Genomic DNA, 22,877 nt, shown 5'->3' with positions numbered 1-22,877 from the left:
ATTTCTAATGGAGATGTTATTTTATGAAAGTATCGGTTAAAGAACAATTCCTGATATCCCCTTATCTAGCTTTTTTCGTTGTGCACAGTATGCAGATTGGTGTCGGCGTGTTGGGTTTCCAGCGATATGTAGCCATCTATACGGAGCAGGATTCATGGATCACGGTATTGGTAGGAGGAGCTGCGGTTCATATTGTTATTTGGATGATGTATAAGATGCTGAATAAAGAGCAAGGAGACATCCTCTCTATCCATGAGACTACATTTGGAAAATGGATCGGTGGGATTTTCACCTTCCTTTTCATGATTTATTTAATGGCAATGGGCATAACCGTACTTCGGACTTTTATAGAAGTGCTCCAAGTCTGGATGTTCCCGTTGTTGAGTACTTGGACATTCACCCTCGTGTATTTAATCGCCGTCTATTATATCATCGCAGGGGGATTCCGCTCTGTAGTTGGTGTATGTTTTTTAGGTGTGGTCGTACCCTTCTATCTGATCTTTACATTTTTAGCACCACTGGAATTTGCGAACTTACGTAATTTACTGCCTGTATGGGATCATTCCATAAAAGAGATCGCCTTATCCTTTAAAACGATGACTTTAAGTTATTTAGGATTTGAACTTCTTCTTGTGTATTATCCTTTTTTTAAAAATCCTGAAACCTCGCAAAAATGGTTTCATTACGGAAATCTTTTTACTGTCTTTTTATATTTATATCTGATGTTTATCACACTTGTTTACTATACTCCCGATCATTTGAAACGAACGATATGGGCAACATTAGCAATGTGGAAAATCATAAGATTCCCTTTTGTTGAACGGTTTGAATATATCGGTATCGCCTCCTGGGCCGTTGTTATACTTCCTAATGTTTGTTTGGCCTTTTGGGCTGCAAGCCGGATGGCAAAGCGTTTGTTTAACGTTACACAAAAGAAGGCGCTCTTATTGATATTAGTGATTACGTTAATCGTAAATCCTTTGTTTAAAGAGCGTACTGAAATCGACCTTTTAAACAGTATTGTCTCCCAGGTTGGTCTTTATTTTATTTATGGATATATACCATTATTGTTCTTCATTCATTACCTGATGAGTAAAGTGAGAAAAAAAGTATGAAAAAGATTGTTATAGCAGTCATTGTCATGGTGATCGTAGGATATTTCGGAAGGGTTGATAAAGAGATTTTGGATGAATTGGACGTTGCTACTGCAGTGGGGTTTGACTATAAAGGCAAGAACAAGATCGAAACTACTGCAGTCGTGCCTATTATCAATCCTGATAAAGATATGTCGAACAAGACGATATCGTCTATAGATAATTTAAGCAAGGAATCCCTAGTTAATCTTAACCAAAAATCGCCAAAGCCCGTTGTGAACGGAAAGATAGAAGTGGCTCTCTATAGTAAAAAGCTTGCCGAGGTGGGTTTACAGGATTATATAGATTATATTCATCGGGATCCTAGTATCGGTACACGGCTACTTTTAGCAGTTGTGGACGGGAATGTAAAAAAGATGCTAGGAGAATCTTTTAAGGAATACGACACAGGAACATATATTCAAAGACAAATAAACAATAACATAGAGAATGGATTAATCCCTACAACAAATTTTCATTTGTTTTTATCTTCTTATTACACAAGAGGAATGGATCCGGTGTTACCCATAATTGAGCTTAAAGATAAAAAGATCAATGTTAAAGGACTTGCATTATTTAAGGGAACTCAGATGGTTGATTCGCTGCCTTATCGATATCTGTTTGTTTTTAAAGCACTATATGAAAATATAAAAAATGCAGGATATAAATTAAGAACAAAGGAGAAAGGGAAGACGGAATATATTTCAATCCAGGGCCTTCAAACAAAAAAGAAGTTTCATGTTAAGAACATACACACCACTCCCGAAATTACGCTTCACTTAAAAATTAAAGGTTATATCAGGGAATATACAGGAGAAAAAGTAACAGCAAAAACAGCAGATAAAGCCGAAAAACTAATGAAAGATAAAATACACAAAGAAGCTGTATCCATGATTAAAGATTTTCAAAGATCCAATATTGATCCGCTGTCATTTGGCGATCAAACAAGAAGCAGGACAAGACATTGGGATGAAAAGAAATGGGATAAGCAATACAAAAATATGAAAGTGAATGTAAAAGTGGATGTGATGATTTTGGAGATCGGTGTTGTGAATGGGCTTAGTTGATAAGGACAAAGGCCAGGACCCTGCCGTAACGAGAAGCAGGGTCTTTATTCATCTGATTCTTAATTTCAGGCGGACCGTAATTTTGAGAAAGATAAAAAAACATGAAATCATAATTTAGCCATTCATCAGAAGGTTGCTATTAGGATCAGTAATTATGTTGTGAATAGTAAAGAACAGTTGTGTAACGCAGAAAGAAAGTGAGGTGAAAACAACATATGAATGTAATCATCGGAGGAATTGCGTTAATCTTAGGATGGAAGTGGGGGGACTGGAGAAATTGGGAGAAGTATTACCCCACAATCTTGTTTATGATTGTAGGTAATTTTCTATATAATATTCTTACATACAACTATCCTATGTGGCTTTATGAAGAAAAATTTCTTCCAAATCACACATTAATTGAGATGGTACACTCTTTTGTTGTTTTCCCTGTGGTTGTTTTAATCTTTCTTCCGCGTTTTCCGGAAAAGAATGTACCTCGAAAAATAGGATATGTTCTACGCTGGGTGATTATTTTTGTTTCTGTAGAGTGGCTGATGACAAAATTTAATTTATTCACTTATCACAACGGATGGAACATAGGGTGGTCCATTTTATTTAATTTAGTAATGTTCACCATGTTAAGGATTCATTATAAAAAGCCATTGCTGGCATGGGTTATTTCAGTGTTCGTAGTAATATTTTTAATGGTATTTTTCGATGTTCCTATCGATAAAATGAAATAATAGTCATCGTCTATTAATAATGGACACTGTTTAAAAGAGGATGATTTGAAAAAAGATAGATTACTACTGGCAAATCTATAGAGTATTTGTTTATAATGAAGAGTATGATTCTTCTAAAGAATGAGCAAAATGTGTTGATATAAATGAGTGTGGAGAAGGAAAGGAAGTGCCGATGTGGCTATGTTGAACACGTATACGAAAGAACAAGTCGTTGAAATGTCTATGGTCGAAATCGCATTTGAAATTTTGCAGAATGAGAAGCAGCCTATTCAATTCTACGATTTAGTTAAACAGATCGCTGAAATTAAAGGGTTGTCTAAAACTGCAGTTGAAAACCGAATTGCGTATTTTTACACGGATATGAATATTGATGGACGTTTCGTTTCATTAGGCGATAATAAATGGGGATTAAAAGTATGGTACCCAGTTGAGAGCTCTGAGGAGGAACTAGGAGCTACCAACAAACCGACAAAACGTAAAAAAGCTTCTGCAGACGATTATGATTTTGAAGAGGACTTCGATGATGAAGATTTCGATGAATTAGAAGTAGAAGATGAGTTCGTTGAAGAAGAAGACGATCTTGCAGAAGATGAAGATGACGATGATGATGATGAAGAATTAGAGTTCGATGATGAAGAAGAAGATTTTGAAGATGAGGACGAAGAAGACGAAGACCTCGCTGATGAGGAAGAAGATCTTTAACTTGTAAAAACCGGTGCTTTCAAGTGCTGGTTTTTTATTATTCAGATGGACTTATCATCTTGACACGAGCTTTTGAGTCAGGTATTATTCTTTTTGGGCTATTCCTGTATCTTTTAATAAGATGACTTAATATTATACGATTACAAAGCAAAAGTGCCCCCTAACCATAGGGGAAGTGTCTTTTGCTTTTTATTTTTTTCAAGGATTGGACGGTGCTTGTACAAAAAGACAAGCCTCTCCCGATAGTAGAAAAACGTTTTAAAGCACATACTTAATTTAGAAAATTTAGGGGGATTGAAAAAATGGCAAAATATATTTTTGTTACAGGCGGGGTTGTTTCTTCTTTAGGAAAAGGGATTACGGCGGCTTCACTGGGCCGATTATTAAAAAATCGCGGAGTGAAAGTAACGACTCAAAAATTCGATCCGTACATCAACGTGGACCCGGGAACGATGAGTCCTTATCAGCATGGTGAAGTTTTCGTAACTGATGATGGTGCTGAAACAGACTTAGACTTAGGCCACTACGAGCGTTTTATCGATATCAACTTAAACAAATACAGCTCTGTAACAACAGGAAAAATTTATTCTACGGTTCTTCGTAAAGAGCGCCGCGGTGAGTATCTTGGCGGAACAGTTCAGGTTATTCCGCACATCACAAACGAGATTAAGGAACGCGTTTTCCGTGCTGGCCGCGAAACAAATGCTGATGTTGTTATAACAGAAATCGGCGGAACAGTTGGAGACATCGAGAGCTTGCCTTTCTTGGAAGCGATTCGCCAGATTAAAAGCGATGTAGGATCTGAAAATGTCATGTACATCCACTGTACGTTGATTCCTTACATTCGTGCCGCAGGTGAGCTTAAAACAAAGCCTACTCAGCACAGTGTAAAAGAACTTCGCAGCCTTGGTATCCAGCCAAACATTATCGTTGTTCGTACAGAAATGCCGGTTCCTCAAGAAATGAAAGATAAAATCGGACTGTTCTGTGACATCGATCCAAAAGCGGTAATCGAAGCAAGAGATGCTGAAACATTGTACCAAGTGCCGATCGATCTTCAAGAACAAAAGATGGACGAGCTGGTTTGCAAGCATCTAAAACTTGATACGCACGAGCCGGACATGGCAGAATGGAAAGCACTTATTAACCGAGTTACAAACCTGAAAGGAAAAGCGAAGATCGCATTAGTCGGAAAATATGTAGCTCTACAAGATGCTTATATTTCTGTTGTTGAAGCGCTTCGACATGCTGGCTACCATTTTGATAGTGACATTGAGATCGACTGGATCAATTCTGAAACAGTTACAGCTGAAAATGTAAACGAACTTCTAAAAGATGCTGATGGTATTTTAGTTCCTGGCGGATTTGGCGACAGAGGGGTAGAAGGAAAGATTTTAGCTACTCAATTCGCTCGTGAAAATAAAGTTCCTTTCTTGGGAATCTGCTTAGGAATGCAGCTTGCGTCCGTTGAATTTGCACGTAATGTTCTTGGACTTGAAGGTGCTCACTCTGCAGAACTTATGCCTGAGACACCGTTCCCGGTAATCGACTTGCTTCCTGAGCAAAAGGACATCGAAGACTTAGGCGGAACTCTTCGTCTTGGACTTTATCCTTGTAAAATTAAAGAAGATACAAAAGCGTTCGATGCATACAATGACGAAGTAGTTTACGAAAGACACCGTCACCGTTACGAGTTCAACAATGAGTTCCGCGAGCAGATGGAGAAGGCAGGATTCATTTTCTCAGGAACATCTCCTGATGGAAGACTTGTTGAAATCATTGAGCTTGAAGATCACCCTTGGTTTGTTGCTTCCCAGTTCCACCCGGAATTCACATCAAGACCAACAAGACCACAAGCGCTATTCCGTGATTTTATCGGCGCGGTAACGCAGTTGAAGAACTAAATAGTTGATTGCCATGCCGGCAGTCCCCTTATTGGTGAGGGGCTGCCGGTTTTTTTGAGGGGGATGTATGTGTGAGGCGGACATTAAATGGTAGAAAAAGGTAAATTATGTGGTGTGGTGCAGCTGGGTTTTATGTGATGAGGGTTCATTTTTATGTGGTTGATGGGGTTTTTTATGTGATTGTGTTTTTACGAGTGCCCTCTTAGTTTCAAAAGTACTACTTTACATAGAAAAAAGCCTGGCACACAGCCAGACTCCTCCTTATTCCTCATCATATTCTTCTAAAATTTCTTCCGTCGTTAAAAATAAGGCGTAATAAGCGAATAATGCAGTCAATCCTGAAGGGAAGCCTAACCTTGAGCCGTCATCCAACGGCACTAAACCGCGAACTGCCTTCGTATCAATCATAATATCTGCGGGCACATCCACATCCACGTCTTTTTCACGCCCGCCGATCAAAATGACGTGGCAATCTGCGGTCTCTTTTATTTTTTTACAAAACGCCGCAGCACTTTCATCATTTAAAAACCTGCTTGCCACGACAACACTATCAACCGGCAGCAAATCAGACCAGCTTTCATTGGTAAATTCGGTACCGCACCGGAATTTATTCTCCCCATAAAGAGCTTCACTCACGATAGCTCCCATTTCGTCAAACCCCTTAAAATAAACGGTTCCTTCTGATAAAACAGACTGTGCCAGCAAGCGGGAACTTTCTTCAATGGATTGTTCTTCTTTATCGGAAATGGCTTTTAATAATCCTGAAACTTGCGTTGAAAATATTTTAAGCATCAAATGACTCCTTTATGTTTAAATCACCGGGAAATGGTTCATTTATTTAGTATACTGAATTTAACATTACTTTTCATGAATGGACAGCAGGAAATTCTTTGGATATATAGAAATTAATACAGACAAATTGTTTTGCAAATGAACTCAGATGAGGTGAGCAATAAATGAGCGGGAAAATATTAATTGTAGATGATCAATATGGGATTAGAATTCTTTTGAATGAAATTTTTCAGAAAGAAGGCTATAAGACGTATCAGGCTGCTAACGGGGTGCAGGCACTTTCCATTGTTGAAAAGGACCGCCCTGATCTTGTGATTTTAGATATGAAAATACCTGGTATGGATGGCCTTGAGATTCTTCGCCGTGTGAAAAAACATGACGAAACGATTCAGGTAATCATTATGACAGCGTACGGCGAACTGGACATGATTCATGAAGCAATGAAACTGGGTGCCATTACTCATTTTGCAAAACCGTTCGATATTGACGAGATTCGTGCGGCGGTAAGGAAAGAACTTCCATTAAATACTCCTTCATAAGAAAAAATCTTTTAAAGCCAGACGTGTCGCCAATGATAGCGTTTACACCTCAAAAACGTTGATGTGTTGCGGTTTTTAGGTGATATTGGTATGCTATACTAGAATGAAATATGAGCAATATGAAATGTTTAGCAAGACGCCATGAAAGGTAAACTATAATGGCTTCTTTTTGCTGTATATGGACATTTCAGCAATATACAATAAAATGTAGTTGGTCTGCTCGTGCCAATATCCGAAGGAGGACATGTAACATGCCTTTAGTTTCAATGAAGGAAATGCTTGAAAAAGCAAAAGCGGAAAATTATGCAGTTGGTCAATTCAACTTGAACAACCTTGAGTTCACTCAAGCTATACTTAAAGCTGCACAAGAAGAGAATTCTCCAGTAATTCTTGGTGTATCTGAAGGTGCTGCTCGTTATATGGGCGGATTTAAGCTTACAGTTGCTATGGTTAAAGCTCTTATGGAAGAGTACAACGTAACGGTTCCTGTAGCAATCCACTTAGATCATGGTTCAAGCTTCCAAAAGTGTGCTGAAGCGATTCATGCAGGTTTCACATCTGTAATGATCGACGGTTCTCACCACCCACTAGAAGAAAACATCGCTTTAACGAAAAAAGTAGTTGAGCTTGCTCACATCCACGGTGTTTCTGTTGAAGCAGAACTTGGCCGTATTGGTGGACAAGAAGACGATTTGATCGTTGACGATGCTGAAGCTGCTTACGCGGTACCATCTGAGTGTGATCAGCTTGTTCGTGAAACAGGAGTTGACTGTTTTGCACCTGCACTTGGTTCCGTTCACGGACCATACAAAGGTGAGCCAAACCTTGGATTCGACCGCATGAAAGAAGTTATGGAACTAACTGGTGTACCTCTAGTTCTTCACGGTGGTACTGGTATTCCAACAAAAGATATCCAAAAAGCAATTTCTCTAGGAACTGCTAAGATCAACGTAAACACTGAAAACCAAATTTCTTCACATAAAGCTGTTAAAGAATACATCGGAGCTAACCCTGATAAGTACGATCCACGTAGTTACTTGACTGCTGCTCGTGATGCTATTCAATCAACAGTTGCAGGAAAAATGCGTGAGTTTGGTTCTTCCAACAAAGCGTAATTTTCTGGTCAAAATATACTAATATGCACCTTTCTTTGAAACCGCCTATACATCATAGGCGGTTTCATTTACACTATAATAGTGTGTAACCTGACAAGCGATACAGTCGACAAATAATGTGCCCTACTTACAAGACTCTTTACAAACCGTGTAGTATTGATTTGTTTTTGTGAAATTCTCCGAGATAAGTTAATTGGAGCAACCTGAAGCGAAAATTAACCGCTCCAAGCATTTGTACAGAATAAAAAATTGTAAGCGCACTACTAACGTGTATGAAGAAGTGTGTGTTATAAAAGAATATAAATGAACGAGAAACCTAAAAAAACAGGAGTGATTGTTTTGAAATTCTTTATTGATACAGCGAACATGGATGATATAAAAGAAGCCTATGACCTGGGCATTTTATCCGGAGTAACAACAAACCCGTCTCTTGTAGCAAAAGAGAAAGGCGTTGATTTTCACGAACGTTTAAAAGAAATCACGAGTCTTGTACCGGGTTCTGTTAGTGCTGAGGTGATCGGAACTTCTTATGAGGAAATGGTGGAAGAGGGCCGCGAATTAGCGAAGATCGCGCCAAATATTACGGTGAAAGTTCCGATGACGCTTGATGGATTGAAAGCCGTTAAAACATTTTCTGATGAAAACATTAAGACGAACGTAACGCTCATTTTTAATGCCAACCAGGCGTTACTAGCTGCACGTGCCGGTGCGACATATGTATCACCATTCTTAGGCCGTTTAGATGATATCGGGCAGGATGGATTGGAGCTGATCTCACAGGTTGCGCAAATTTTTGCGATTCATGAGATTCCGACTGAGATCATTGCAGCTTCCATCCGCCACCCTGTTCACGTAACGGAAGCGGCTCTTCGCGGTGCGCATATTGCAACCATTCCTCCGGGCGTTATTAAAGGTCTTGTGAAGCATCCTTTAACTGATCAAGGCATCGAAAAATTCCTTGCTGATTGGGATGCAGCCAATAAAAAGTAATGGCTCATCTCTAAAAGATTGTTGCCTTTGGATCTGTTCATTCTCTCCATTGAGTAGTTGATTGGAGTGGAAGGTGGGAGACTCCTGCGGGACGAGTGGTCAGGTGAGACCCCTTAAGGCGCAAAGCGGCAGGGGGCTCACCGAGCGCCCCGCGGAAAGCGAGCACCTGTAACGGAAATCAACCACTTTCAAAGGCAACAAAGGTTTGAGGAAAATGGATAGAACAATACATTAAAAGAAAATTTTGGTAAATAATAAAACTAACGAAATAAGTAATACATTCACAATTACGACTGTCTTTGTGACTCTTACTGAAAGGAGTTTACCATGGAAAAACTGATGATTGAAGGGGGCTATCCTCTCGAAGGAACGGTCCATATAAGCGGAGCAAAGAATAGTGCGGTGGCGTTAATACCCGCTACGATACTAGCAGAATCTACCGTTACCATTGAAGGTTTACCTAACATATCAGATGTCCGTATTCTGCGTGATTTGTTAGAGGAAATCGGGGGAGAAGCTTACCTTGACGAAAATCAGTCGCTTACGGTTAACCCTGAAAACATGATTGCGATGCCTCTTCCAAACGGAAAGGTTAAAAAACTTCGTGCTTCCTACTATTTGATGGGTGCGATGCTTGGGCGCTTTAAAAAAGCTGTAATCGGCTTACCTGGGGGATGCAACCTTGGACCGCGTCCGATCGACCAGCACATCAAAGGATTTGAGGCGCTTGGTGCAAAAGTGACGAACGAGCAAGGCGCGATCTATTTGCGTGCCGATGAGCTTGTTGGTGCACGTATCTACCTGGACGTTGTTAGTGTTGGGGCGACGATCAATATCATGCTTGCAGCAGTAAGAGCAAAAGGGCAAACGATCATTGAAAACGCGGCAAAAGAACCTGAAATTATCGATGTTGCTACTCTTTTAACGAGCATGGGTGCAAAGATTAAAGGTGCAGGTACGGACGTAATTCGTATCGATGGTGTCGAAAAAATGCATGGGTGCCGCCATTCTATTATTCCTGATCGTATTGAAGCAGGTACGTATATGATCTTAGCAGCGTCAATGGGTCAGCAGGTTTTATTGGATAATGTTATTCCGCTACATTTAGAATCTTTGATCGCGAAACTGAGAGAGATGGGCGTATTTATTGAAACGAAGGACGACCAAGTACTCATTTATCGCGGAAAAGATCCGTTAAAGAGTGTAGATATTAAAACTCTAGTATATCCAGGATTCCCAACAGACCTTCAGCAGCCGTTCACTTCGCTTTTAACAAGCTCAGAAGGAACGAGCATCGTCACGGACACGATCTACAGTGCGCGTTTTAAACATATAGACGAGCTTCGCCGCATGGGAGCGAATGTGAAAGTTGAAGGCCGTTCTGCTATAATAAATGGGCCAGCCAAGCTTGAAGGGGCAAAAGTTAAGGCTTCAGACCTTCGTGCTGGAGCAGCGCTTGTAGTTGCCGGCCTTATGGCTGAAGGTGTAACTGAAATTTCTGGTCTTGATCATATTGACCGAGGCTATGAATCTTTAGTGGATAAGTTAAAAGGACTTGGTGCTAAAGTATGGCGCGAAAATATGGGTGTAGAAGAAATGGAAGAAATGAAGAACTCATAAAAGCAAAAAGAGAAATCACCCCAACCGGTGATTTTTCTTAAGGATTGCTCTGTTAACATCGATGTTGTATGGAGGAAATCGTGACACTCCTGCGGAAAAAACGGGCTGCCGAGACCCCTAAAGTCGAGGAACGAGCGAGGAGGCTTGGCTGTTCGTCCGAAGAAATGGAGTGGATTCCATTCTTCCTATGGAAAATCAACAGCTAACTTTAACAGAGCAATTTTCAGAAATAATATGTAAGCGTTTTAAGTATGGGGAGGGGAACCATTATGGAAAGAAGTTTATCAATGGAGCTAGTTCGTGTAACAGAAGCAGCTGCTCTTGCATCAGCGCGATGGATGGGAAGAGGAAAAAAAGATGAAGCAGATGACGCAGCAACAACTGCCATGAGAAACGTTTTTGACACGGTTCCTATGAAAGGAACGGTTGTGATCGGTGAAGGTGAAATGGACGAAGCTCCTATGCTTTATATCGGTGAAAAACTAGGAACAGGTTATGGTCCTCGTGTAGACGTTGCGGTCGACCCGCTTGAAGGGACAAACATCGTGGCATCAGGAACTTGGAACGCGCTTGCAGTTCTGGCGATCGCGGATCACGGAAATCTTTTGCATGCGCCTGACATGTACATGGACAAGATTGCAGTCGGCCCTGAAAGTGTAGGGAAGATCGATATCAATGCACCGGTTATTGATAACTTAAAAGCAGTTGCAGCAGCAAAAAATAAAAACATTGAAGACCTGGTAGCCGTTATTCTAGACCGTCCCCGCCATCAGCAGATCATCCAGGATATCCGTGAAGCGGGTGCCCGAATCAAGCTGATCTCTGATGGGGATGTAGCAGCAGCGATCAATACAGCATTTGATGATACGGGTGTTGATATTTTATTCGGATCAGGTGGTGCACCTGAAGGAGTAATCGCAGCCGTTGCACTTAAGTGTCTTGGCGGGGAGCTTCAAGGAAAGCTTCTTCCTCAAAACGACGAGGAACTAGAACGCTGTAAACGTATGGGCATCGAAGACGTAAACCGCGTCTTGTATATGGACGACCTTGTAAAAGGAGACGATGCAATCTTTGCAGCAACAGGTGTAACAGATGGAGAGCTTCTAAAAGGAGTACGTTTTGATGGTTCCAATGGGACTACGCAATCTGTAGTTATGCGAGCCAAGTCAGGTACAGTTCGTTTCATTGACGGCAGACACAGCCTTAAGAAAAAACCAGACCTTGTAATCAAACCATAATGGGGTAAAAAGGCCGGACATTGCGTCCGGTCTTTCTGTAGGCTCTTCTCTAAAAGATTGTTGCTTTTGGGTCATATTTTTTCTCTTCATTGGCAAGTTAATTGGAGTGCAAGATGCGAGACTCCTCGAAAATGAACTACATATTTTCTTCGTGCGATATAAAGCTGCCGAAGCCTTCCTTGTCCTGCGGGATCAGCGTTTGAGCTACCTGAGTATTCTTCTTGCAAGGCATGCGACGAGGAAGCTCGCTCGGCAGGTTTTTCTTGTAGACACAGGAGCAGTACTTCATATATCTTCGACCAAAGCTCACCTTACCCCTCGCGAAAGTGAAAACAGCCTTCGGTTAAAATAAAGAGATTTTAAAGTTGAGCGTAAAGTAGAGTTGCAAAATATATAAATGTATTGTAAATTCACGTTATGGAAAGTAACGATCAAAATTCCTGCAACTTGATTAAAGGCCATTTTTGTGGTTAAAATAAGAAGTATGATTTATTTTAATAAAAATTCTTCAACCCACTTAACCCTTAACTTTCAAGGATCTCCTTCCAAAAACCAAAACTAAACCAACATATATATATCCCAAATACGAAAAGTAAAACTGGATAGTAAATTTTAAAAAAGCGTGGTGTCACTATGGGGATAGATTTAGCAACATTAGAAACAAAGAAATTAAAAGAGCTTTATGAGCTTGCCAAACAATTTAATATTCAATATTACGGAAAACTAACAAAGCGTGAATTGATGTTTTCTATTTTAAAAGCACAAGCAGAACTTGATGGTTATTCATTCATGGAAGGTGTTTTGGAGATTATTCCAAACGAAGGATTCGGCTTTTTACGTCCGATCAACTATTCTCCGAGCTCACAGGATATCTACATATCTGCGTCGCAAATCCGCAGGTTCGACCTTAGAAACGGAGACAAAGTATCAGGTAAAGTGCGTCCTCCAAAAGAGAACGAGCGTTACTACGGACTGCTGCAAGTTAACGCGGTTAATGGAGAAGATCCTGAAACTGCAAAGGAACGAGTGCATTTCCCTGCATTAACGGCCCTATATCCTGAAAAGAAAATGGTTATGGAAACTTCAAGCAATAACATTTCAACCCGTATCATCGATATGATGGCGCCTGTTGGATTCGGTCAGCGTGGCTTGATCGTCGCTCCTCCAAAAGCGGGTAAGACAAGCTTGCTGAAAGAGATTGCACACAGTGTAACGACAAACAACCCTCAGGTAGAATTGATCGTCCTGCTGATCGATGAGCGTCCAGAAGAAGTAACAGACATCGAACGTTCTGTAAAAGGCGATGTAGTAAGCTCAACGTTTGATGAAGTGCCAGAAAACCACATTAAAGTGGCTGAGCTTGTTTTAGAACGTGCAATGCGACTGGTTGAACATAAAAAAGATGTTGTTATCTTACTCGATAGCATTACACGTCTTGCTCGTGCGTACAACTTGGTCATTCCTCCAAGCGGACGTACATTATCAGGGGGTATCGATCCAGCTGCGTTCCACCGTCCGAAGCGATTCTTTGGAGCGGCTCGTAACATTGAAGAAGGCGGCAGCTTGACGATTTTAGCAACGGCTCTTGTTGATACAGGTTCCCGTATGGATGACGTAATCTACGAGGAATTCAAAGGAACAGGAAACATGGAGCTTCACTTAGACCGTAAGCTTGCTGAGCGCCGTATATTCCCGGCTATCGATATCCGCCGTTCTGGAACAAGAAAAGAAGAAATGCTTATCGCCAAAGATCATCTTGAGGCGTTATGGTCTATCCGTAAGACGATGGATGACTCGTTTGATTTCGTAGATAAGTTCATGAAACGCATGCGCAAAACGGAAAACAATGAAGAATTTTTTGAGCTTTTTGAGTCGGAAAAAAAAGGCGCACCAAAGCGCGTTAAAACCGTAACAAACTAACGAAAAAGTATGGTTGCAAATGGGATTTGTCCCTGTTATACTGTTTTTATGTGTTTATAACTCTGTTTCCGCATAGGAATCAGGGCAGAAGGAGTGGAATTAGAATGAAACAAGGAATTCATCCGAATTATAAAAAGGTTATCTTTGTTGACGCGCAAAGCGGATTTAGCTTCCTTTCAGGTTCAACTTTGTCTTCAAACGAGACAATGAAATGGGAAGACGGTAACGAATATCCAGTAATCAAAGTGGATGTAAGTTCTGACACTCACCCGTTTTACACTGGACGTCAGAAGTTTACTGATGTTGGTGGACGTGTTGACCGCTTTAAGAAGAAATACAACCTTAAGTAATTTGTTGCAAGTAAAAGGGCAGGAGTCTTTCTTGCCCTTTTTTTCTTTATAGAGAGATCATTTAAACTCGGCAGCTGTCCGTTGATGGGCCGGGTTTTTTATTCGCCTAGAAAACTTTATTTTGTACTGTCAAAGGAGTTAGACACTCCTGGAAAGAACGTTATTTGGAAGAATGAATTACGTACATACTAATGAAAAGATTGTTGCGAAAGGGGGAGCAGGCCATGTATGTTATGAAGCAAAATGGCTGGATCGAATTGATTTGCGGAAGCATGTTCTCTGGCAAGTCAGAAGAATTAATCCGGCGTGTAAGACGGGCTACATATGCGAAACAAAAAGTACAGGTGTTTAAGCCGCTTATTGATAACCGCTACAGCGAGGAATCGGTTGTTTCCCATAACGGAACAGCTGTTATGGCTGAGCCTGTAGGACGATCTGTTGAAATCTTAAAGAATGTATTACCTGAAACCGAAGTGGTTGCAATCGATGAAGTGCAATTTTTCGATGAAGATATCATCCCAGTAGCTCAGGAGCTTGCTGATCAAGGATTGCGCGTCATTGTAGCAGGTCTTGATCAGGATTTTAAAGGCGAGCCATTCGGACCTGTTCCTAAAATGATGGCACTGGCTGAGCATGTAACGAAGCTTCAAGCGATCTGCATGTCTTGCGGTTCTCCTGCAAGCCGTACACAGCGCTTGATCAACGGTAAACCAGCTTCATACGATGATCCGGTTATTTTAGTGGGCGCTTCAGAATCTTATGAGCCGCGCTGCCGCCATTGTCACGAAGTACCAGGAAAGAAACGAAACCTCCTTTCAGGCGTAGAGGGCTTTGAAGGACGTTCGAAATAAATTGTGTTTGTATAGCCCGGGAGCTGATTTAGTGCTTCCGGGTTTTTTTGTGGTCATTAAGCAAATAACGGACTGTTAACCATATCTAGGACTGTCGACTCGTGGATAAAAGGTGAAAATTTTTGGATTCAAGGTTAATATTTCTGGATTCAGACCCAAAATTTTTGGATTGAAGCACTAAACTTTTGGATTCACACTTTTTACATAACTTCAGCCCTTAACAATGTCCAGTTTTACCTGATAAAACTGGTTCTATTTGTTCATAAACACTTCCCGGTCAGGAAATCCTAATGGTATGGGAGGTGTTTATAATGAAAAAGACTATTTATATGCCCTTTTTAGTGTTCTTGGTTACGGCTTGTTCTCCAATGCAATCGTATAAGGAGAAAGGAGCTAAAACGGAGCCCGCAGCTTACGAGAATCCTCGTGACGTGCGTGATAACATGTTTGGACATGGAATTATAAATTACCACCTGACTAAAAATGAACCGCGCATCAATTACAGTTACGACACGAACATGAATCCGAGTGATTACAGAAGTATGAATCAAACGCGCTTCGATTTATCTGATGATCAGGATCTGATCCGTCAAACGGTAAAAGATGTTTCGGGCATCAACCCGCAAATGGTTACCATCAACGGGAATTACGCACACATCCATGTGAACGTACCGGACAACATGACAAAAAGCGAACGCTCTGCTTTGTACCGAAAGATTATGAATGCAGTTGAACGTGCGGTCCCACGGTATAACTTCTCCCTTAAAATCGATCAATAACTTTCCATTAACATTTACATGTTTCCATCTCATCTGATAGGGAAATTAAGTACGTATCTGATGAGAGGAGGGATTGTAATGGTTGAAAAAAGAAAGTCTGAGGACTCTCCAGAACAAAAGGAGAAGGAACGGTCGAATAAGGATGTTGAACCCCAACGTGATCCCGATAAGCCAGATCACACAGGTAACCAAGGTTCAAAAGATAATTAAATATTAAAACCGGTCCTGTTAAAGACCGGTTTTTTTAAACCCTATTTTAGTCTTCTTGCAGCCTGTTGAATCGGGTCCCACGAACCGTTGTATGGTGGAGCATAAGACAAATCGAGATCTGTCAGCTCTTCAACATCCATTTCATGATAAAGTGCGGTTGCCAGCACATCGATTCGTTTATCGACTCCTTCAGCACCGATAATCTGTCCGCCTAATAGCTTTTTTGTTTCTTTATGATACGTTATTTTCACTTCAAGTTTTTTAGCATTTGGGTAATAGCCGGCATGGTTTTTTGATGTGATTCTGATTTCATCGTATGGAATTTCCAGTTTTTCAGCTTCTTTGTTGGAAAGTCCGGTTTTGCCTAACGTCAGGTCCATAAATTGAATAATGGACGAACCGACGATTCCTTTAAACGGTTTTTCAATGCCAGCCATATTAAGACCGGCGATTCTTCCTTGCTTATTTGCCGTCGTTCCTAATGGAATATGATCATCCCGTTTTTTTATACGATGATAATGCGTCGCACAGTCACCAGCAGCATAAACACCCTCTACATTTGTTTCCATCCGCTCATTTACGGTGATAACGGCTTGCTTATTTAAAGAAATCTCTGTATCTTTTAGAAAATCTGTATTTGGCTTTACGCCGACAGCTGCAATTACAAGGTCAGTCGGATAATCTTTTTTCGCTGTTTTTACAAACTGAACATGATCATCCCCTTTAAAGCCCAGCACTTCCTCTCCGAGACAAAGTTCGATTCCATGTTTCTCAGCTTCCTCATGAATTAGCGGCGCCAGATCTTCATCGAAGATGCCTCCAAGCTGATTACTGCGTTGAATGATACGCACTTTTTTCCCGAGTCTTATTACGTTTTCAGCCATCTCGAGTCCTATGTATCCGCCGCCGATGATCGTTACATGGTGAACATCCTTAAGACCTGCCATCATTTCTTCTGCATCAGGTATTGTTTTTAGCGGATAGATTCCTTTTAAATGAACACCCGTCCATTCTTTAGGCGTGATTGGTCTGACACCAGTTGCAATAAGCAGCTTATCATAGCTCACTTCAAACGGTTCTCCCGTCTTCGTATGCACACCAGAAACGGTTTTAGAAGCTGTATTTACTGCTTTTACTTCATGAAAAGTACGTGCATCCATTCCATATTTTTCGCGGAACGTCTCGATACTTCTTGCGATTAATTTTTCAGTAGAAGGAATGAGGCGGCCAACGACATAGGGGAGTCCGCATTGTCCGTACGAATAGATACCGCCTTTTTCAAGGACCGTAATATCGGCGTTTTCAGTGTTTCGTACGATTTGCATCGCCGCACTCATACCAGCTGCGTCTCCTCCAATAATGCAATATTTCATCTGATCAGCTCCCTTGCCATGTATCTAACAATATAGTATTCCCATTGTTGTGAAAAAAGTAACTTTACGTGCTAAAAGCCGTGACCTTATTGCACTTAAATCAAGTATAACTTGTTAAATGATTGGTAAGCGACTGTAAACAAGTTTAGGAATAAAATACATGTGCAGCTAAAGCTGACAAAAGGTGTCAGCCAAGTACAAGAAGCCGCATCACAATACGAACTATGATAGTAGGAAGAGGTGGTTGTGTGCTTGAAATTAAATCAAATGGAACAGACTGGAATGCTCCCGTTCAGCCTATTCATACTTTGCTGAAAAAACTTGATCAAAAACCTTTAGACCCTGTTTATGAAGGAATGGGGAACTTTATTATAAAATATAAAAGCGAAAAACATGTTGAGAATCTACGTTATGTAGGTTGTACTCATTTTTTAGGACACTTTGCAACAATTCCTTACGTATTCAATGTGATTACCGATGAAAGAGTAATTATTGAAGAGCTTACAAAGGCGATCCGTATGAATCAGGAACGCCTGGATTATGAGCAGCTTCGCAAAAATATTTTTTCTTATTAATTTCCTTTTGTCCTATGCTATGCTTTCTGTGAGGTGAGAGGAATGAATGGAAAAGTCGTTTCTTTAAATATAAAGCTTCCCGAACAAATACAGGCATCAGGTAAATCCTTTTTTACAGGATACAATAAAATCCCGCAGCAGAAACCTGTTTTCTTACATAAAACTCATTTTGAAGGAGACGGTGTTGGAGATACGGTTCATCACGGCGGATTCGATCAAGCCGTGTGTGTTTACCCTTTTGAGTACTACAAGAAATGGAATTCTGAATTGCAGTTGGATACGCCCCTTGTTGTTCCTTCGTTCGGCGAAAATATTACACCACTCGGATTTTTAGAAGACGATGTGTGTATTGGAGACGTTTTTCAGATGGGGGAGGCCGTTGTGCAGATTACACAACCGAGACAGCCATGTAACACATTAGCATCCATTCTGAATTGTCCTGACATGATTAAAAGAGTCGTGGATACAGGCCGTACAGGATACTATCTGCGTGTATTGAAGGAAGGCCCTGTTACAGCTGGTGATGAGATGGTCAGAATCGAAAAACACAGGGCTGGCATCTCTGTAACGGAAGCTAATCAGATGAAGTATGGTTTTGAGAAAGACCCTGAAAAAATTCAGCGTTTAATGGAAGTGAAGGAATTGGCGGAAGATTTGAGACAGTCTTTATTAAAAAAGATTTAAAACTTTTATTATAACAGTTTTCCCTATAAAAGAGACTTGGGAAAATTGTTCTTTATTTAGGTTGTTTATTTCATATAAAAGAACACTTTTTTCCCAATATTTGAAATCCCCAATCGTGTTACAATTATCCAGTAATAGTCAAACAATTCAGAATTATACATAACGGGCCCGGGACCTGACCACCAAGAGCACATGGTTTGATTGTTATAAAATCATGATTGGGGGAAAAGAAATGAAAAAAACTGTATTACGCACGTTTAGTGCTATGCTCAGTTTGTTGTTTGTCCTATCCCTGTTGGTAGGAAACCTGCATTTCTCTGCATCAGCTGCTTCGGTAGACAAAGGAGCGAAAAACTTCCTCGTTGGTTTTAAATCAGATATTCAAACAGCTCAAGTGAATGATATTAAAAAAATGGGTGGACAGGTTAAGCATCAGTACAAATTTATGGATACGATGCTTGTTTCGATGCCAGAACCGGCAGCAGAAGCACTTAAGAAGAACCCGAATGTGTCTTATGTTGAAGAAGACCAGATGGCGTATGCAACTGCTCAGACAACGCCATGGGGCATTACACATATTAAAGCAGATCAAGTTCATGCAACTGGAAACACAGGGTCAGGCGTTAAAGTTGCTGTTTTAGATACGGGAATTGACGCAAGTCATGGAGATTTAAACGTGAGTGGCGGAGCGAGCTTCGTATCAGCTGAGCCAAATGCGTTATCTGACGGGAACGGCCACGGCACCCACGTTGCAGGAACAGTTGCAGCGTTAAATAATACAACCGGTGTTATTGGTGTCGCTCATACTGCAAGTATTTACGCAGTCAAAGTATTAGACAGTTCTGGAAGCGGAACATACAGCGGCATTATTCAAGGAATTGAGTGGGCTGTAGCAAACAATATGGATGTCATCAACATGAGCTTAGGTGGAAGCTCTGGTTCAACAGCGCTTCAGCAAGCTTGTGATAATGCATACAACTCTGGCGTGCTGGTAGTGGCAGCAGCAGGGAACTCAGGAACAAAAGGAAAGCGCAATACGATCGGCTATCCCGCAAAATATGCTTCTGTAATGGCAGTTGGAGCGGTTGATTCTAGCAATACCCGTGCATCTTTCTCAAGTGTAGGTGAGGAACTGGAGGTTATGGCACCAGGGGTAAACGTTCTAAGTACTGTTCCAGGCAACAGCTATGACAGCTACAATGGAACATCAATGGCTTCTCCGCACGTAGCAGGAGCAGCAGCGCTTATTATGGCAGGAAATCCAGGACTTACGAACGTCCAAGTCCGCCAAAAGTTGAACGATACAGCTATTCCGCTTGGCGATGCATTCTATTACGGAAATGGCGTAATCGATGTGTATGCTGCAACAAGATAACTTTTAGAGTAAACAAAAAAGAGGTTCCTTTTCGGAGCCTCTTTTTTCATTGGTTATTCTTCTACCTTCCTTCTGAATATCTAACCTTTACATCCAAATCCTCACAAAACACTTTAAATTGGTAGTAATCAAAATAAAGCTGATCTTCATTTTTATGATTCCAGCTAAAGATGGTTGATCCAAAAATATAATCTTTTTTTCTGAAAGCACGTATCGCTGAAGAATGTTGAATAACTTCAATCAGTCCTTTGTCCTTTCCTTTTTCAAGCTGAAGGATGACCCAAGGCAAGTCTTCTGGATGTACTTTCCTTTTTTCTCCGTTCTTTACGATTCGTATCGTTTTTGACATCGGCAGGTCCCCAATATTTTTATAGTCATTTTCCACGGTAGTTATTATAATAATAGTTAGTTCTCAAATGCAAGAAGGTACAATATTGTAACTAAGGTAACGAAATGATACTAAGGGGTGTTTTCGATTGAGAAAAGAATATTCTCATCCAATTGAAGTGACGATGGATGTGGTGTGCGGAAAATGGAAAGGTGTCATTCTATGCCATTTGCAGCAAAACGACGTTTTAAGATTTGGTGAAATAAAAAAACTGCTTCCAAAAGTGTCACAAAAAACACTGACGCTGCAACTAAGAGAATTAGAAGCTGATGGACTGATCAATCGCCAAGTATATCCCCAAGTACCTCCAAAAGTAGAGTATTCTTTAACGGAATACGGTAAAGATTTAGAAGCCACATTAACCCATATGAGCGAATGGGGAAAAAGTCATGTAGAAAAAGTGGAATTAAATGGGTGAAATATAGTTACAATGAAGAAGCTAGAGTTTACTGAAAAAGATTGAGAGTTTAACTGATAACGACTATAATTATAATGTTATGCATATAAAACAGAGGTGAATAACCATGTTAGAACGTTTAGAGACGATCGAACAACGATATGATAAATTAAATGAATTATTAAGTGATCCGGAAGTTATTAACGATACAAACAAACTGCGTGAGTATTCTAAAGAGCAATCTTCTCTTCAAGAAACAGTAGCGGTTTACCGTGAATATAAAGAGGCAAAAGAGCAGCTGGACGAGGCGAAATTGATGCTTGAAGATAAGCTTGATGCCGAAATGACAGCTATGGTAAAAGAAGAGATCTCAGGTCTTTCTGATCAGATTGAAGAGCTCACGGCTAAGCTGAAAATTTTATTGCTTCCGAAAGATCCGAACGACGACAAGAACGTAATCGTTGAAGTACGCGGTGCTGCAGGTGGAGACGAGGCAGCATTGTTTGCAGGTGATCTTTACCGCATGTACAGCCGTTACGCGGAAATGCAAGGTTGGAAGTCCGAAGTTATTGAAGCTTCATACACAGAGCTTGGCGGCTATAAGGAAATTATCTTTATGATCAACGGCGCTGGTGCTTATTCGAAGCTTAAGTATGAGAATGGGGCACACCGCGTTCAGCGTGTACCTGCAACTGAATCTGGCGGACGTATTCATACATCCACAGCTACTGTAGCGGTTCTTCCTGAAGCGGAAGAGGTTGAAGTTGAAATTCATGAAAAAGACGTACGTGTTGATACGTTTACATCTTCTGGTCCCGGGGGGCAGTCTGTAAACACGACTCAATCTGCGGTACGTTTAACACATATTCCAACAGGCACGGTTGTATCGTGTCAGGATGAAAAATCACAGATTAAGAACAAAGAAAAAGCGATGAAGGTTCTTCGTGCACGTGTTTATGATAAGATTCAGCAAGAAAAGCAAAAAGAATACGATGAGACACGTAAGAGTGCGGTTGGATCAGGTGACCGTTCTGAGCGTATCCGTACGTACAACTTCCCGCAAAACCGTGTTACCGACCACCGTATCGGCCTGACGATTCAAAAGCTTGACCAGATCCTACTTGGTAAGATGGATGAGTTTGTAGAAGCACTCATTACAGAAGATCAAACTAGTAAGATGAGAGCACAGGTGGACTCTTAATATGCGTACGAAAGTTCATGAAGCCCTCGCCTGGGCTTCTTCTTTTTTAGCAGATCATGATCGTGAAGCATTTGCTGCCGAGATCCTGATGAGACATGTACTAGGCTGTGTAAGCCGTACGGAGATGCTGATGCGTCTTCATGATCCATTGAGTGAAGAGAAGTATGAAGAGCTTAAAGCTGAAGTTAGGCGGCATGTTGAAGGTGAGCCGGTTCAATACATTACGGGCAAGGAAGATTTTTATGGCAGAACGTTTTCTGTGAATGAAGAAGTTCTGATTCCGCGTCCCGAAACAGAAGAATTAGTCGAGCATATGCTGCATCTGATCGAGGAGCATTTTCCGGAAGGCAAAAAAGTTACGGTTGCAGATGTTGGGACAGGAAGTGGAGCCATTTCAGTAACGATGGCACTCGAGAATACGGATTTACGCGTATATACAGTGGACATTGCAAAAGAATCGATCGAAGTAGCACGTGGAAATGCGAGAAAGCTTGGCGCGGATGTTGAGTTTCTTCATGGAGACCTGCTGCAGCCATTTATTAAAAAGGGTATCAAGCTAGATGTTGTTGTATCCAATCCTCCTTATATCCCTGATCATGAGATCGCTGTTTTGGATACGATCGTAAAAGATAGAGAACCGATGCGGGCTTTAAGCGGCGGGGAAGATGGATATGACTTTTACAGAAGGTTTATGGAAGAACTGCCGCTTGTTTTGCAGGAAAGAGCTCTTGTTGGCTTTGAAGTGGGAGCAGGACAAGGTGCGACTGTAGCCAGCATGCTGAAGGTAACTTTTCCGAATGCACAAGTATATGTAAAGCACGACATTAGCGGCAAGGATCGTATGGTATTTGCTGTAGTTGGAAAATAATTTGGGAAAAGGGGACAGACCCGGGTCTGTCCCCTTTTCGTTTTTGTGTGTGGGCTCATAAATTTGTTTGAAGGATCATAA

General features: G+C 41.0%; 24 protein-coding genes. 21 read left to right on the top strand and 3 right to left on the bottom strand.

The window, feature by feature from the left end:
• Positions 1-23 precede the first annotated feature (23 nt).
• The 5 genes from M3196_RS09175 (at position 24) to M3196_RS09155 (ending at position 5,531) form a co-directional block, all read left to right on the top strand.
• Positions 24-1,115 carry a GerAB/ArcD/ProY family transporter gene (locus M3196_RS09175; protein ID WP_251321970.1) on the top strand — a complete coding sequence of 364 codons (1,092 nt, stop codon included), beginning with the start codon at positions 24-26 and terminating at the stop codon, positions 1,113-1,115.
• Complete coding sequence (locus M3196_RS09170; RefSeq protein WP_251321969.1) at positions 1,112-2,200, top strand: Ger(x)C family spore germination protein; 1,089 nt, start codon at positions 1,112-1,114, stop codon at positions 2,198-2,200. The genes M3196_RS09175 and M3196_RS09170 overlap by 4 nt, the downstream gene beginning before the upstream one ends.
• A 215-nt stretch (positions 2,201-2,415) precedes the next feature.
• Positions 2,416-2,925, top strand: coding sequence for a CBO0543 family protein (locus M3196_RS09165; protein WP_251321968.1), 510 nt, complete (start codon positions 2,416-2,418; stop codon positions 2,923-2,925).
• 180 nt (positions 2,926-3,105) lie between these two features.
• On the top strand, positions 3,106-3,627 hold the full coding sequence (rpoE, locus tag M3196_RS09160) for a DNA-directed RNA polymerase subunit delta (protein ID WP_251322159.1): 522 nt from the start codon (positions 3,106-3,108) through the stop codon (positions 3,625-3,627).
• A gap of 302 nt (positions 3,628-3,929) precedes the next feature.
• Positions 3,930-5,531 carry a CTP synthase gene (locus tag M3196_RS09155; RefSeq protein WP_251321967.1) on the top strand — a complete coding sequence of 534 codons (1,602 nt, stop codon included), beginning with the start codon at positions 3,930-3,932 and terminating at the stop codon, positions 5,529-5,531.
• A gap of 261 nt (positions 5,532-5,792) precedes the next feature.
• Here M3196_RS09155 and M3196_RS09150 read toward each other — a convergent pair whose 3' ends face one another.
• Complete coding sequence (locus tag M3196_RS09150; RefSeq protein ID WP_251321966.1) at positions 5,793-6,323, bottom strand: DUF2529 family protein; 531 nt, start codon at positions 6,321-6,323, stop codon at positions 5,793-5,795.
• 164 nt (positions 6,324-6,487) lie between these two features.
• Here M3196_RS09150 and M3196_RS09145 point away from each other — a divergent pair, with 164 nt between their 5' ends.
• From M3196_RS09145 to M3196_RS09100, 10 genes are all read left to right on the top strand, one after another.
• A complete protein-coding gene (locus tag M3196_RS09145) occupies positions 6,488-6,862 on the top strand; it encodes a response regulator (protein ID WP_066293985.1) in 375 nt (124 codons plus the stop codon).
• A 251-nt stretch (positions 6,863-7,113) separates the two neighbouring features.
• Positions 7,114-7,977, top strand: a complete 864-nt coding sequence (gene fba, locus M3196_RS09140) for a class II fructose-1,6-bisphosphate aldolase (protein WP_251321965.1) — start codon at positions 7,114-7,116, stop codon at positions 7,975-7,977.
• 339 nt (positions 7,978-8,316) lie between these two features.
• Positions 8,317-8,967 carry a fructose-6-phosphate aldolase gene (fsa, locus tag M3196_RS09135; protein WP_251321964.1) on the top strand — a complete coding sequence of 217 codons (651 nt, stop codon included), beginning with the start codon at positions 8,317-8,319 and terminating at the stop codon, positions 8,965-8,967.
• A gap of 327 nt (positions 8,968-9,294) precedes the next feature.
• Positions 9,295-10,587: a UDP-N-acetylglucosamine 1-carboxyvinyltransferase gene (locus M3196_RS09130; protein WP_251321963.1), complete on the top strand. Its 1,293-nt coding sequence runs from the start codon at positions 9,295-9,297 to the stop codon at positions 10,585-10,587.
• 269 nt (positions 10,588-10,856) lie between these two features.
• Positions 10,857-11,825, top strand: a complete 969-nt coding sequence (glpX, locus tag M3196_RS09125) for a class II fructose-bisphosphatase (protein WP_251321962.1) — start codon at positions 10,857-10,859, stop codon at positions 11,823-11,825.
• A 633-nt stretch (positions 11,826-12,458) separates the two neighbouring features.
• Positions 12,459-13,745, top strand: a complete 1,287-nt coding sequence (gene rho / locus M3196_RS09120; RefSeq protein WP_251321961.1) for a transcription termination factor Rho — start codon at positions 12,459-12,461, stop codon at positions 13,743-13,745.
• 104 nt (positions 13,746-13,849) lie between these two features.
• Positions 13,850-14,095 (top strand): type B 50S ribosomal protein L31, encoded by a 246-nt coding sequence (locus M3196_RS09115; protein ID WP_188400680.1) that lies wholly within the window; start codon positions 13,850-13,852, stop codon positions 14,093-14,095.
• A gap of 224 nt (positions 14,096-14,319) precedes the next feature.
• On the top strand, positions 14,320-14,946 hold the full coding sequence (locus M3196_RS09110) for a thymidine kinase (protein ID WP_251321960.1): 627 nt from the start codon (positions 14,320-14,322) through the stop codon (positions 14,944-14,946).
• Positions 14,947-15,257: 311 nt separating this feature from the next.
• Positions 15,258-15,725 carry a hypothetical protein gene (locus tag M3196_RS09105; protein WP_251321959.1) on the top strand — a complete coding sequence of 156 codons (468 nt, stop codon included), beginning with the start codon at positions 15,258-15,260 and terminating at the stop codon, positions 15,723-15,725.
• A gap of 78 nt (positions 15,726-15,803) precedes the next feature.
• Positions 15,804-15,935, top strand: coding sequence for a 3-methyladenine DNA glycosylase (locus M3196_RS09100; protein WP_251321958.1), 132 nt, complete (start codon positions 15,804-15,806; stop codon positions 15,933-15,935).
• A gap of 41 nt (positions 15,936-15,976) precedes the next feature.
• On the opposite strand, the gene M3196_RS09095 is transcribed toward M3196_RS09100, so the two are convergent.
• Positions 15,977-17,308, bottom strand: coding sequence for an FAD-dependent oxidoreductase (locus M3196_RS09095; RefSeq protein ID WP_251321957.1), 1,332 nt, complete (start codon positions 17,306-17,308; stop codon positions 15,977-15,979).
• 248 nt (positions 17,309-17,556) lie between these two features.
• On the opposite strand from M3196_RS09095, the gene M3196_RS09090 reads away from it, so the two are divergent.
• The 3 genes from M3196_RS09090 (at position 17,557) to M3196_RS09080 (ending at position 19,942) form a co-directional block, all read left to right on the top strand.
• A complete protein-coding gene (locus M3196_RS09090) occupies positions 17,557-17,883 on the top strand; it encodes a hypothetical protein (protein WP_251321956.1) in 327 nt (108 codons plus the stop codon).
• Between the two features lie 42 nt (positions 17,884-17,925).
• On the top strand, positions 17,926-18,567 hold the full coding sequence (locus M3196_RS09085; protein ID WP_251321955.1) for an MOSC domain-containing protein: 642 nt from the start codon (positions 17,926-17,928) through the stop codon (positions 18,565-18,567).
• Positions 18,568-18,799: 232 nt separating this feature from the next.
• Entirely contained in the window at positions 18,800-19,942 is a 1,143-nt protein-coding gene (locus tag M3196_RS09080; RefSeq protein WP_251321954.1) for a S8 family peptidase, read from the top strand.
• A 61-nt stretch (positions 19,943-20,003) separates the two neighbouring features.
• On the opposite strand, the gene M3196_RS09075 is transcribed toward M3196_RS09080, so the two are convergent.
• Positions 20,004-20,291, bottom strand: coding sequence for a hypothetical protein (locus M3196_RS09075; RefSeq protein WP_251321953.1), 288 nt, complete (start codon positions 20,289-20,291; stop codon positions 20,004-20,006).
• A 163-nt stretch (positions 20,292-20,454) separates the two neighbouring features.
• On the opposite strand from M3196_RS09075, the gene M3196_RS09070 reads away from it, so the two are divergent.
• From M3196_RS09070 to prmC, 3 genes are all read left to right on the top strand, one after another.
• A complete protein-coding gene (locus M3196_RS09070; protein WP_251322158.1) occupies positions 20,455-20,748 on the top strand; it encodes a winged helix-turn-helix transcriptional regulator in 294 nt (97 codons plus the stop codon).
• 106 nt (positions 20,749-20,854) lie between these two features.
• Positions 20,855-21,928 (top strand): peptide chain release factor 1, encoded by a 1,074-nt coding sequence (prfA, locus tag M3196_RS09065; RefSeq protein ID WP_251321952.1) that lies wholly within the window; start codon positions 20,855-20,857, stop codon positions 21,926-21,928.
• A gap of 1 nt (position 21,929) precedes the next feature.
• Complete coding sequence (gene prmC, locus M3196_RS09060) at positions 21,930-22,796, top strand: peptide chain release factor N(5)-glutamine methyltransferase (protein WP_251321951.1); 867 nt, start codon at positions 21,930-21,932, stop codon at positions 22,794-22,796.
• Positions 22,797-22,877 lie beyond the last annotated feature (81 nt).

It is taken from the genome of Fictibacillus nanhaiensis (assembly GCF_023715445.1).
Classification (GTDB): Bacteria; Bacillota; Bacilli; order Bacillales; family Fictibacillaceae; genus Fictibacillus; species Fictibacillus nanhaiensis_D.
Note: the sequence above shows the minus strand (reverse complement) of the source record. Positions and strands in the feature narration are given on the sequence as shown.